General features: G+C 73.3%; 12 protein-coding genes. 5 read left to right on the forward strand and 7 right to left on the reverse strand.

The genetic code is table 11. The annotated features are described in order from the left end of the window. Positions 1-25: 25 nt before the first annotated feature. The 3 genes from ITJ55_RS05775 to ITJ55_RS05785 all read right to left on the reverse strand — a co-directional run bounded on the left by ITJ55_RS05775 (position 26) and on the right by ITJ55_RS05785 (position 3921). On the reverse strand, positions 26-1321 hold the full coding sequence (locus ITJ55_RS05775) for an Nramp family divalent metal transporter (protein WP_194594450.1): 1296 nt from the start codon (positions 1319-1321) through the stop codon (positions 26-28). A gap of 176 nt (positions 1322-1497) precedes the next feature. Next, the gene (locus tag ITJ55_RS05780) at positions 1498-2214 is read right to left on the reverse strand and encodes a hypothetical protein (protein WP_194594451.1); all 717 of its coding nucleotides are present in this window, start codon (positions 2212-2214) and stop codon (positions 1498-1500) included. A 114-nt stretch (positions 2215-2328) separates the two neighbouring features. After that, positions 2329-3921, reverse strand: coding sequence for a hypothetical protein (locus tag ITJ55_RS05785; protein WP_194594452.1), 1593 nt, complete (start codon positions 3919-3921; stop codon positions 2329-2331). 167 nt (positions 3922-4088) lie between these two features. Between ITJ55_RS05785 and ITJ55_RS05790 the strand changes: the two genes are divergently transcribed. The 4 genes from ITJ55_RS05790 (at position 4089) to ITJ55_RS05805 (ending at position 8091) form a co-directional block, all read left to right on the forward strand. Continuing rightward, a complete protein-coding gene (locus ITJ55_RS05790; RefSeq protein WP_194594453.1) occupies positions 4089-5012 on the forward strand; it encodes a CoA ester lyase in 924 nt (307 codons plus the stop codon). A 168-nt stretch (positions 5013-5180) separates the two neighbouring features. Beyond that, positions 5181-5855 carry a PadR family transcriptional regulator gene (locus tag ITJ55_RS05795; protein ID WP_194594454.1) on the forward strand — a complete coding sequence of 225 codons (675 nt, stop codon included), beginning with the start codon at positions 5181-5183 and terminating at the stop codon, positions 5853-5855. Between the two features lie 217 nt (positions 5856-6072). Beyond that, the gene (locus ITJ55_RS05800; protein ID WP_194594455.1) at positions 6073-6954 is read left to right on the forward strand and encodes a DNA/RNA non-specific endonuclease; all 882 of its coding nucleotides are present in this window, start codon (positions 6073-6075) and stop codon (positions 6952-6954) included. 129 nt (positions 6955-7083) lie between these two features. Continuing rightward, a complete protein-coding gene (locus ITJ55_RS05805; RefSeq protein ID WP_194594456.1) occupies positions 7084-8091 on the forward strand; it encodes a hypothetical protein in 1008 nt (335 codons plus the stop codon). A 40-nt stretch (positions 8092-8131) separates the two neighbouring features. Here ITJ55_RS05805 and ITJ55_RS05810 read toward each other — a convergent pair whose 3' ends face one another. Continuing rightward, positions 8132-8491, reverse strand: a complete 360-nt coding sequence (locus ITJ55_RS05810; RefSeq protein ID WP_194594457.1) for a hypothetical protein — start codon at positions 8489-8491, stop codon at positions 8132-8134. Between the two features lie 220 nt (positions 8492-8711). Between ITJ55_RS05810 and ITJ55_RS05815 the strand changes: the two genes are divergently transcribed. Further along, entirely contained in the window at positions 8712-9449 is a 738-nt protein-coding gene (locus ITJ55_RS05815) for a trypsin-like serine protease (RefSeq protein ID WP_194594458.1), read from the forward strand. A gap of 207 nt (positions 9450-9656) precedes the next feature. Here the strand turns inward: ITJ55_RS05815 and ITJ55_RS05820 are convergent, their stop codons facing one another. From ITJ55_RS05820 to ITJ55_RS05830, 3 genes are all read right to left on the reverse strand, one after another. Further along, positions 9657-10181: a GNAT family N-acetyltransferase gene (locus ITJ55_RS05820; protein ID WP_370544033.1), complete on the reverse strand. Its 525-nt coding sequence runs from the start codon at positions 10179-10181 to the stop codon at positions 9657-9659. 53 nt (positions 10182-10234) lie between these two features. Beyond that, complete coding sequence (locus ITJ55_RS16345) at positions 10235-11602, reverse strand: M23 family metallopeptidase (RefSeq protein ID WP_370544034.1); 1368 nt, start codon at positions 11600-11602, stop codon at positions 10235-10237. A gap of 336 nt (positions 11603-11938) precedes the next feature. Beyond that, positions 11939-12391, reverse strand: coding sequence for a MarR family winged helix-turn-helix transcriptional regulator (locus ITJ55_RS05830; protein WP_194594459.1), 453 nt, complete (start codon positions 12389-12391; stop codon positions 11939-11941). Between the last annotated feature and the right edge of the window lie 29 nt (positions 12392-12420).

Below are 12420 nucleotides of genomic sequence, written 5' to 3' on the forward strand. Positions count from 1 at the left end.
GCGCGGGTCGTGTCGACCCCGCCCCTCACGCCCCCGAGACGGTCAGCCCGATCAGCACGAGGTTGAGCGCGACGACGACGACCACGGCCGCCCACCCCGCGACGCGGGTGCCGACCGCGTTCACGCCCGTGCCCATGAGCGCACGGTCGCTCGTCGCGACGACGAGCGGCACGAGGGCGAAGGCGATGCCGAAGCTCAGCACGACCTGACTCAGCACGAGCAGCCAGGTCGGGCTGACGCCCGTCGCGAGCAGCACGAGGGCTGGGATCAACGTCACGACCCGGCGCACCAGGAGCGGCACCTGCACGTGCAGCAGCCCCTTCATGATCTCGGCACCGGCCATCGCCCCGATCGACGTCGACGCCAGACCCGAGGCGAGCAGCCCGACCGCGAACAGGACGCCGATCACCGGCCCGAGGGCCGAGGCGATGGCCCGCTGCGCGCCGGGGATCGTGTCGGTGCCGTCCTGCCCCGAGAGGGTCGAGGCCGCGAGCACGAGCATGGCGACGTTGACGCCACCGGCGACGAGCAGGGCGAGGACGACGTCCCACCGCGTGGCCTTCAGCACGCGGGCACGGTCCGTCCCCTCGGCGACGACGCCGTGGTGGTCACGCGTGAGCGCGGAGTGCAGGTAGACCGCGTGGGGCATGACCGTCGCCCCGAGCATCGACGCGGCGAGCAGCACGGCCGTGCTGTCCTCGAAGCGGGGCACGAGACCGGCGAGCATGCCCCCGGCCGACGGCGGGGCGAAGAGCAGGCCGGCGCAGAAGCCCAGCGTCAGCACGGCGAGCAACGCGATGACGACGGTCTGGAAGACCCGCCCGCCGCGGTACCGCGTCAACGTCAGCAGGCCGAGCGAGACGAACCCGGTGATCAGGCCGCCGACGACCAGCGGCACGCCGAAGAGCAGCTGCAGGGCGAGGGCCCCGCCGATGATCTCGGCGACGTCGGTCGCGGCGGCCACGAGCTCTGCCTGCCCCCAGTAGGCGAGGCGGAGGGGCCGACGACGGAGGCGCGTGCCCATCACCTCGGGCAGCGAGCGCCCCGTGACGATGCCGAGCTTGGCCGACAGGTACTGCACGAGCACGGCGATGGCGTTGGCCAGCACGAGCACCCAGAGCAACGTGTACTGGTACGCGGCACCCGCCGTGAGGTTGGCCGCGACGTTGCCGGGGTCGACGTACGCGATCGCCGCGACGAAGGCCGGGCCGAGCAGGGTGCCGCGCGGCCTGGCGTGCACGACGGGCTGGTGGTCACCGTCGGTCGCCGGGTCGGCGCGCGGCCGGTCGGGGTCGGCGCGGCGGGCGTCGGTCGAACTCATGCCTCGACCCTAGCAAGGTTTCGGCTTGCCGAAACTTGCTTGTCGACGCGGCTCAATCCTGGCTGGTGCCGAAAAACCCGGTGTCGAACCATGAACCCAGAAGAAATCGGGTTCTTGGTTCGAAACCGGGTCGGAGGCTGATCCGGTACGTACCGGATCGAGCCGTGGGGGCCGTGCTACTCCGTCGCGGCGGTGATCTTCGCGACGCCGACGAGCATCTCGTCCTGGACGGCGTCGGTGTCGAAGGTCTGGTTCAGCAGCTCGGCGGCGTCGGGGCTGACGTGCACCGTCGTGCCCTCGAGCACGGCGTTGCCGTCGACGACCTCGAGCGGCTTCAGCGTGCCGCCCCAGAGGTTGAACAGGTAGGCGTCCTCGGCGGCGACCTGGCCGTTGGCGGTCACGGTGCCGTAGAGCTTGCTCTCACCCGGGTCGATGCGGAAGTCGGTGAGCTCGACGACGGTGTCGCCGGCGGTCAACGACAGGCCCGAGCCGTCGTGGTCGATCTCGCCCTGCACGTACGGGCGCACCGAGCTGTCGGGGCCGAAGTAGTCGACGTGGCCACCCGTGATCGGGAACGAGAACGTCCCGTCGGTGAAGGTGGCCGTGCCGACGACGCCGGGGGTGAGGCCGAGCGAGGTGAGGGCCTCGACGAACGACGAGTCGACCGCGACCTGGGTGTCGACGCCGTTCGACAGGTCGGCGATGGAGGCCTCGGGCAGCAGGCTCTCGCCCGGGCCGGGCTCGCGGGTCTGGTTCACGGGGTGGGTCGGGGCGGTGTTGTTGCTCTCGGAGTCCGAGGTCGAGGCGCAGGCCGCGAGCGAGAACGCGAGGGCTCCGGCGGCGACGACGCCGAGGACGCCACGGCCGAGGGACGAACGGGTGGGGGTGCGCATGAGTGGTCCTTGTCTGTGCTGCCCGGCGGGGTTGATCGGTGTTCGACGCCCGGGCGGCGTCGGATGGGGCGAGGGGCGAGGGGGCGGGCCGACCGGCCCACCCCCTCGCGCGGCTCACTCGTCCTCGGCGTAGAAGCGGTCGACCTTGCGGTGGTAGCGCTGCCCGAGCAGTCCGCCGAGGACGGCACCGCCGAAGCTGAGCACGACGACGAGTGCGAGACCGATCAGGCCGGCCAGCGACGACGACTGCAGGTCGTCCATCGAGGGCACGAACGGGTTCGGCGACGTCGAGTCGCCGGCCTGGGTGCCGACGACGCCGACGACCACGGCGAGGACGATCGTGATGACGAGCCCCCACAGCCAGGTCGCGAGCCCCTGCTTGAAGCCGCTGAAGCGGGCGATGCGCGAGGCCGTGTACCCGCCGATGAGGTACCCGAAGAAGATGATCGCCAACACCACGATGCCCGAGGTGAGCGCGAGCACGTCGGCGTTGTCGGAGGTGAAGGCGCTCAGGTCGGCCATGGCGGTCGATCCCGACGCGACCCCGCCCCAGGCCGCGAGGACGCCGCCGAAGATGGTGATCATGACGAGGCCGAAGCCGGTCGCAGCGAACCAGCCGAGCAAGCCGGCGCCGAAGCGGATGCCGCCGAACTCCTCCTTCTGCTGGGCGAGCAGCTCGCGGCGCACCGACACGTGGTCGATGCCCGAGTCCTTGACGAGGGGGTAGGCGTGGGAGTCGGTGTCGCGACCGGCGGCGGCACCCGCGGCCGCGCCTCCTGCGGCGGCCGCGGCGGGGGCCACGACCGTCGGGGCGTCCTGCCCGAACGAGGGCTGGCGGTCGGCGGCCGCACGGTCGACGGCGTCGCGCTCGGCGTCCGAGCGGTCGTCGACCCAGGCGTCGTGCCCGGACGAGGAGGCGCCGGTCGCCGCGGTCGCGGACGCCGCGGTGGCCGTGTCGTCACCACGGTCGCCCGTGGCGGGGTCTCCGGCGCGTGCGGCCTCGGCGGCACGCAGAGCCTCGTCGTCGTGCAGGGGACGGCGGCTGCCGTCGGTCGATGCCGACCAGGCCCGCTGGGCGGGCTCGGACGGGGCGACCATGGGGATCGCCTCGGTGGGGCGGTCGGTCGAGGCCGCGTCGCGGTCGGTCGGAGCCCCGCCGTCACGGTCGGCCGAGGCCGCGTCGCGGTCGGACTCCGAGAGGACCTCGGTGTCGTTCCGGTCGGGGTCCGACGACGACCCGCCGAGCGACGACGAGGTGCCGTCGGGGGACGAGGTGCCGTCCGACGACGAGGTGCCGTCGGAAGCCGCGTCGCCGGGGACGTACTCGGCCGGGACCGAGTCGGGCAGCGCCTCCTCGTCCGACGTCGACCGCGGGTCCCGCGCCTCGGCCACCACGGGGCGGTCGTCGGCATCGGCGACCGGTACCTGCTGCGTCGGGGCGTCGGAACCGAAGTCGACGGCGGGCTGCTGCTGCGTCGGGGCGTCAGAGCCGAAGTCCACGGCGGGCTGCTGCTGCGTCGAGGCGTCAGAGCCGAAGTCGACGGCCGGGGGCTGCTGGGTCGGCACCTGCGAGCCGTAGGGCGCGTCGCCCTGGCCCGCCTGGTCCGCCTCGTCGGGGCGCCCGGCGTCGTACGAGTCGTCGTCGTGCTGGGGATCGCGTCCCTCGTGGTCGGGGCGGTCGCGCCGCGGATCGTTCGCGTCGGTCATGGCTCACTCCTGTCGGTGGGGTCGTTCCCTGGATCTGTGATCCTCCTGAACGTTACGCCCGAACGGCACCTCGGGCCGGGAGCCCCCGCCCTGGCCACGAGGACTCGCAGGCCAGGGCGAGCCGGTAGCGTGGACGGGACCGCCGAGCGACGAAGGACGACGACGTCATGACCGACACCAGCCAGACCCCCTCCGACCCGACCGCGACCGACGCCGCAGCGTCCGGGGCCGCCACGACCACGCGTCGGGCCTCAGGGGCCGGCCGCACGCGACCGAACCCCGACATCGCCCGGTCGTGGCTGCTCGTGCCCGGCACCGCGCCCGACCGTTTCGACTCGGCCCAGGCGTCACGCGCCGACCAGATCGTGCTCGACATCGAGGACGCCGTCGACCCCGCCCGCAAGCCCGCCGCCCGCGACGACGTCGTCGCCTGGCTCACGGGTGGTGGCGAGGCGTGGGTGCGCATCAACGACCGGTCGACCGCGTTCTGGTCCGACGACGTCGACGCCCTGATGGGCCTGCCCGGGCTGCACGGCGTCATGCTCGCCAAGACCGAGGCTCCCGAGCACGTGACCGAGACCTTCGACCGCCTCGGAGGCGCGGTGCCGGTGCTCGCCCTGGTCGAGTCGGCCCTCGGCATCGAAGAGAGCCCTGCCATCGCCAAGGCGCGCGGGGCCTTCCGCCTCGCCTTCGGCAGCGGCGACTACCGTCGCGACACCGGCACGAGCGCCGACGACCTGGCCATGGCCTACCCTCGCTCGCGCCTCGTCGTGGCCAGCCGCATCGGCGGCCTGCCCGGCCCGATCGACGGCCCCACGGTCGGCAGCAGCCACCCCGTGCTGCGCGAGCAGTCGTCGGTGGCCGTCGCCCTCGGCCTCACCGGCAAGCTCTGCCTCGACGTCGAGCAGCTGCCCGTGATCAACGAGGTCATCAGCCCGACGCCGTCCGACGTCGCCTGGGCGCAGGACTTCCTCGCCGACTTCGAGGGCCGCGGCCGCGTCATCCGCGACGGCAGCGACCTCCCCCGCCTGGGCCGCGCCCAGAAGATCGAGAAGCTCGCGTCGGCGTTCGGCGTGCAGCCCGCGAGCTGATCCCCGCGACGACCGCAGGAGGCGCACCCCACCCGGGGTGCGCCTCCTTCTTTTTTTCTCTCATATCTCACGAAACGATTGACAGGCGATAGTCAACGACATATCTTTGACACATCGCGACAGGACGTCGCAATCTCGACTTCTCCCCCGACCCGAAAGGAGTACCCCATGGGTACCGACTTCACCCCCGAGAACCACGGCGACCCCCGCCGTGCGCACCACGACTCCCCCGACTCCCGTCGCGAGCCCTTCGGCCGCGGCGAGGGTCACGGCCGTTTCGGCCGCCCGTTCGGCCGCGGCTTCCGTCCCGGCCCCGGCTTCGGCGGCTTCGGCCCCGGTTTCGGCCCCGGCGGCCCGGGCTTCGGCCCCGGCGGCTTCGGCCCGGGCCGCGGCGGACGCGGCCGGGCCCGACGTGGCGACGTCCGACTGGCGATCCTCTCGCTGCTCGCCGACGCCCCCGCGAACGGCTACGGCCTGATCAAGGCGATCGCCGAGCGCACCGACGGCACGTGGAAGCCCAGCCCCGGCTCGGTCTACCCCACGCTGCAGCAGCTCGTCGACGAAGAGCTGATCTCGAGCGACGAGGCCGCGACGAAGAGCGTCTTCACGCTGACCGAGGCGGGCCGCGCGTACGTCGCCGAGCACGCGGACGAGATCGACAAGGCCTGGGCCGCCACGGCCGACGACGCCAGCGACACCGACCGCGAGTTCCAGACCAGCCTCATGAAGCTGATGGGCGTCGTCAAGCAGTTCCACCACGACGGCAGCGAGGCCCAGCGGGCCGCCGCCACCGCCAAGCTCGACGAGACCCGCCGCGCGCTCTACGCCATCTTGGCGGACTGAGGCCTGGCCGACTGAGGCCCGACCGGCGTCCGGCCGGGGCATCCGAGCCCCGGCCGGCGGCGGCCGCTCGACGCGAGCACCCGAGGAGGCGCGGTGCGGGGCCGACCCGCACCGCGCCTCCGTCGTGTCGCCACGTCGTCCCCTCGCCGACCGGGCCGGATGTCGGAGGCCGTGGGCATGATGGCCCCACGAGCACGACGACCCGCCGGAGGCGCCCATGAGCACCGCAGACGACCCCACGACCGCGACCACCCCCGACCTCGACCGCACCGGCTACGACCCGACCTTCTTGACGGTCGACGTGCCCCTGCCGGCCCTCCACACGACCGTGCGCGAGTTGCCGTACGTCCACTTCACCGTGCTGCTCGACCCGACCCGGCGACTGGCCGCCCTGACGGCGGTCAACATCGACGGCGCGAGCCTGCTCGACCTCGGCCGCGGCGACGACTGGCACGTCGACGAGCGTGTGCCCGACGACGAGCAGACCGGCCCCGACGTCTACGCCGCGAACGACCTCGACCGGGGCCACCTGGTCCGTCGACGCGACCCGGTCTGGGGTGACCGCTCCGTGGCCGCGGCGGCGAACGTCGACACGTTCAGCTTCACGAACGCCGCCCCGCAGGCCGCCGAGTTCAACCAGTCGAAAGAGCTCTGGCTCGGCCTCGAAGACCAGGTGCTGCAGTACGCCTCGACCCACCGGCAGCGCCTGACCGTCTTCACGGCACCGGTGCTGCTCGACGACGACGCGCCCTACCGCGGAGTCCGGCTGCCCCGTCGGTTCTTCAAGGTCGCGGCGTGGACGACGTCCGACGGCGGGTCGCTGCGCACGGCGGCCTACCTGCTCGACCAGTCGCCCGAGCTCGAGGGCGTCGACCTCGAGGCGGCGTTCGCCCGGGCGCACGAGCTGGGCGACCCGCCCCCGCTCGGGCCGTACCGCACCTACCAGGTGCCCGTCCGCGACATCGCCGAGATGACCGGCTTCGACCTGGCGCAGCTCGCCGAGGCCGACACCCTGCAGCCGGTGCCGACCGTCGAACCGCCGGACGGCATCCGCGCCGGCTGGGTGCCGCTCACGTCGGTCGACCAGCTCTCGTTCTGAGGGCCGGCCGGGCGGGTCGTGCGTGCCGGGCTCCGGGGTGCCGGGCATGTGGGCGCGACACGGCGCACCGGCCCGGGCGCGCGGCTCGTCCAGGCGGTTCGCATCGAGTCGTGCCACGATTCTCGGGCCATGGCAGCGAACGACCCAGACCCCGTCGATCCCGTCGACCCCCTCGACGAGGCGCTTTCCGACGCCGCGCGCGACGCGCCGACGGCGTTCGGCCCGGGGCCGCACCTGCCCGCCGACATGCCGCGCAGCCTGACGATCCTCCGCGACGAGGACGCGCCTCCCGTCCGGGCCTCGCCGTGGCGCGAGGTGCGGGTCGCCTTCCTCGTCCCCGTCACCTCGACCGACGCCGCCACCGGCGTGCGGCACCTGCTCGACGAGCCCGAGCTGCACTTCTCACCGGGCCTGCGTCGCGGCACGCTCGCGCTGATGCCCCGTCGCTCGGCCCTGCTGCGGGTCGTGCTCGAGTGGGAGTGGTCGGTCGAGGCCGCGTCGTTCGCCGTCAACTCAATCGAGCCAGAGCCCTTCACGTCGGACGACCTCGCTGCGCTCGAGGCCTGGCTCCGCGCCACGGCCCGACGCCTGCAGCTCGTCGAGGGTGCCCTGGCGCGTGCCGTCGCCCGGGTCGACCACGACGTCGTCCGCGGCATCGATGCGAGTTCGCCCGAGTCGTCCCTCGCCGGTGCGGCGACGACGGCCCGGGCCACGGGTCCGGACGCCGACGGTGCCGGTGCCGGTGCCCGGTCGGTCGACCTGGCCACGGCGGGCCCGGCGGCCACGACGATGCGCACGGCCACCCTCGGCACGAGGCTCGCCTCCCCCGCACCCGGCGCCGCCCACCCCGTGGTCGACGTCACGCTGCCGGACGCGAGCGACCCCGGCTGGGAGGTCTTCGTCGACGCGACCAGCCGCCAGACCCTCGGGTACCGCCGCACCCTCGACGTCGACGGCAGTGCCTACGCCTTCAGCTACCTCGTCGCCGACGACGTCGACGACGTCACGCCCGACGACCTGGTCGACTGGCACGATCAGCACATCCAGCGCCAGCTGCTGGTCGAGGACGCCCGCCAGGCGTACGTGCACGTCCTCGCCGGCCTCGAGCCGCCGGTCTCGGTGCAGTACACCGTCTGACCGGGGCGGGCACTCCACCGGGCCGAGCCGCCCGGGCGGGTCAGGGGGCGACGTCGACGATGGCGACGAAGCGGGTGCCGACGCCGTCCACCTCGGCGCGCACGACGCCCGGCTCGGGCTCGGGCAACTCGTCGGCGCCGTGGTCGTCGCAGCTGAGGTAGGTGTACTCGGGCCACCACTTCTTGGGGCGAGCCGCCTCGTGATAGCCGCAGACGACGCACACGAGCTCGACCCAGACCGGCTTGCCCGTGCGGTTCGCGCGGGACTGCACCAGCCACGCCGGGGGCGTCCGCTCGATCGCGACCAACTCGTCGACCGTCATCTTGGGCGGCAGTCCGTGGCGCTTCGCCATCTCGAGCGGGATGTCCAGCCGCAGGGCGGCGTCTCGTCGCGTGATCACCCGCACACGCTACCCGTCCGCCCGCACCCCCGCGAGCGGAGTCCCTGTTGCCACGCGCAACACGTCTCGTCAAGTCGGCCAGAGTGCCGACTTGCCCCCGAACGGGGGCCAGGCGGAGGCTCGACCCAGGCGGGACGTGCCCGATCCACCGGGTCGAGCGATCACCGGACCGCCGGGCCAGCACCACCCGACACGCACCACACGAACCAAGGGGAACCACATGCAAAAGTTCGTCGCCGCCGCCCTGACCGCCGCGGCCCTCGCCGTCGGATCGCTCGGGGTCTCGACCTCGGCCCTCGCCGCCGCCCCCGTCGACACCATCCGGTCGACGGACGTCGTCGGTGGCGAGAAGGCACCCACGACGCCGTGGGCCGTGCAGCTGGTCTTCCAGACCGGGGGCACCGCGAGCTACGCCTGCACCGGCGAGCAGATCACCGCCAGCTGGGTGCTGACCGCGCGACACTGCATCGACGGCGTGACCTCGATGCAGGTGTACCACTCGAACAGCACGACGAACCCGGGCACCGCGATCGCCGTCGACCGCGTCGCCGCCGCCCCCGCGGGCGACATCGCGCTCGTGCACCTGAGCCAGTCGAAGGCGCTCGGCAGCTACCCGTCGCTGAACCTCGGGTTCCAGGCGACCTCGTCGGGCAGCGGCACGATCATGGGCTACGGCCTGCGCGCGAACTCGGTGCAGTCCGACGGCCTGTACCAGGCGACGGTCGGCCTCACCGGCCGCAGCACCGACGCCTACGGCGGGGTCGCCCAGCACCTGAACGGCACCACCGGCGCGGCGAACCACGGCGACTCGGGTGGCCCCCTGATCGTGGGCGGCCAGATCGTGGCCGTCTGCTCGACCGGTGACGAGGCCGACCCGGGCGCGAACACCCGGGCCGGGTCGAACTACGCCGTGCTGTCGCAGAGCGCGAGCTGGATCCGCTCGACGGCCGGCCTCTAGTCCGAGAGCGGGCCGTCCGGCGACCACGGGCGGTCACGTCGGCCCGGTGTCCACCGAGTCACCCGCGACACCAGCGCAGGAGGCGCGCCCCGACCACGCGGCCGGGGCTCGCCTCCTGCGTCGTGGCGACCCGCGCCTCCTCGGTGCACCGGCCGCCGGCCGTCAGGCAGTCCGCCATCAGGCAGTCCGTCGTCAGGCAGTCCGTCGTCAGGCGATCGGCTTCTCGAAGCAGATCGACTGCGGGATGGTCGTGACGTAGGGCTCGTAGGTCGGGATGCGCGAGAAGCCGATCTTCTCGTAGAGGGCGACGGCGTCGGGCTGACGGTCGCCCGTCTGCAAGATGAGCCGGTGGGCACCGCCCTCGCGCGCGATCGTCTCGAGCTCGGCCATCAGCAACCGGCCGATGCCCCGCCCGCGGTGACCGTCCGCGACGATCACGCGCTTGACCTCCCACTCGCCGTCGCGGTCCTGCACGAGGGCGTGACCGACCGGGGTGCCACCGTCCGTGCCGTCGTCGGCGACGACCAGCACGGTGCCCCGCACGTTCGCGGGGTGGACGGTGAGGGCGGCGTTCCGGGCCTCGACCACGGCGACGGGCTCGACCACGTCGCGGTGGTAGCGGACGGTCATCTCGGCGTCCATGGCGTCGCGCAGGGCGACGGCCCGGGGGTCGTCGAAGGCGACGCGTTCGAGGTGGAGTGGGGGCAGGGCGGTGGGAGCGGTGTTCGTCACCCGACGATTCTGCCCCTTCGCGGGCCGGTGGTCCGACCCGTGCGAGATCCGGCCTAGAGCCCCACGCCCCGGGCCGCCATGAACGGCACGGGGTTCGTCGAGGCACCGTTCACCCGCGTCTCGAAGTGCAGGTGGCAACCGGTCGAGTTGCCCGTCGACCCGACGAGCGCGATGAGCTGGCCCGCCACGACGCTCTGACCGCGCGACACCTTGATGCCGCCGTTGACGATGTGGCCGTAGGCGGTCGACACACCACCGCCGTGGCTGATCTGGATGTAGTTGCCGTAGCCGCCGGTCAGGCCGGCGAACGTGACCGTGCCCGAGGTCGCGGCGTAGATCGGACTGTTGCAGCCGGGCGCGAGGTCGATGCCGTCGTGCATGCGGTAGACGCCCGTGACGGGGTTGACGCGCATGCCGTAGCCGCTCGACATGTAGCCGGCACTGGGTCGCACCCAGCCCGAGCCGGTCGGCACCCCGCCGCCCGACGAGCCACCACCGCTCGAGGGCGCCGGAGCGGGCGCGGGGCTGCTGGGCCGGGCAGCGGCGGCCGCGGCGGCGGCAGCTGCGGCCACGGCGCGCTGCTGGCGCAGGACCTCGGCCTGGTGGGCGGCCTCGGCGGCCGCGGCGGCCTTGCGAGCCTCTTCGGCCTGACGCGCGACCTCGACGCCGGTGGCGTAGTCGGCCTCGGTCTGCAGGCTCTGGTCCTGCAACACGGCGAGCTGGCCCTGGAGGCGCGACTCGTTCTCTTGCTGGGCGGCCACCGCGGTCGCGGCGGCGTCGGACGCGGCCTGGGCCTCGTCCATCGAGACCTGCGCGGCGCCCTGCAGCTTCACGAGCGCGTCCGACGCGACCTTGGCCTGGTCGGACAACGACTGCGCGACGTTGCGGTCGGTCACCGCCTGCTGGCGGATGCCGTCGGTCTGCTCGGTGAGCTTGCTCATGGCCCCGAGACGGTAGAGCAGGTCGCCCGCCTTCTCGGTGTCGCCGACGAGCTGCGACGAGACGTCGCCACCACCCGTGCGCGCGAGCTGGGCGGAGACCTGACCGGCCCGCTGCTCGCTGGCGTCGGCGACGGCACCCTTCTCGTCGGCCTGCGCCTGCAGCTCGGCGAGCTTGGCGGCGCCGGCGTCGGCGTCGGCCTGGGCCTTCTCGAACTCGACGCCGAGACGCTCGGCCTCGGCCTGCGCGTCGGCGGCGTCGCTCGCGAGCTGGTCGAGCAGCCCCTGGATGCGACTGACCTCGGCGGCCTTGGCCGACTCGTTCGACCTGGCCGCCTGGACGTCGTCCCACGAGGGGTAGGTCACGGCCTGCGCGGGCGAGGCTCCGAGCACCGTGCCCGACACGACCAGCGAGAGGCTGAGCAGCACCGTCGCGGCGGCGGCGATGCCTCGGCGGCGGGGCAGGGTCACGGGCGAAGTCACGGAGGGGGCACCTATCTGTGGTCGGTCCTGGCCCGCTGGACGCGTCGGATCGACGGTCGTCGGGGGTGGGGAACCCGCTCAGCCTACGGGCGGAACCGTGAAGGGTAAACCCGCACCTCAAGGTTTCTCGTCATCGGCATGTCCCCAGTCAGGGGTTCACATGCGAACACACGACATGACGTGAGTCACACGAGTCACACGATCTGTACCCCGAAAGGCGGGAGGCGCGGCGGGGCGACCGTCGTCCGTCACGACGACACGTGTCGCTTTCATCCCCCGCCGGATTCCGGCCAGGCCCCGTCGGGCCCCGTCGGGCCCGGTCGGGCCCCACCGGGCTCAGTCGACGAACGCCGAGTTCAACCGGTGCAAGGCCGCGGCCAGCGCGTCGACCTCGGCGGCCGTCCAGCCGGCGAGGCGGTCGGCGAGGGCCGACCGGTTCGCGTCGACCGAGCGGGCCAGCAGCTCTCGCCCCCGGTCCGTCAGGGCGAGCGCCTGACCCCGCCGGGCCTCGCCGCCGGCCGTGCCGACGGCCGCGGCGCCGGGTTCGACCAGCCCGAGTTCGACCAGCCCACCGAGCTGACGCGACACGGTCGAGCGATTGAGGCCGAAGTCCGCCGCGATGTCGGTGGCACGGCAGCCGGGGTTCGCCGCGATGAAGGTGACGAGCGAGTGCTCGACGAACGACAGCGGCGCACTCTTGTGCCGGGCGCGGGCGACCGCCCGCCGCGACACCGTCTCGAGCTCGGAGTACACGGTGTCGATGCCCTGCTGCCCCCGCTGGTCCGTCACGGGGCCAGCCTAGCCAGGGGTGGGCGGGA

This window comes from Frigoribacterium sp. VKM Ac-1396 (assembly GCF_015350895.1).
In the GTDB taxonomy this organism is placed as follows: domain Bacteria; phylum Actinomycetota; class Actinomycetes; order Actinomycetales; family Microbacteriaceae; genus Frigoribacterium.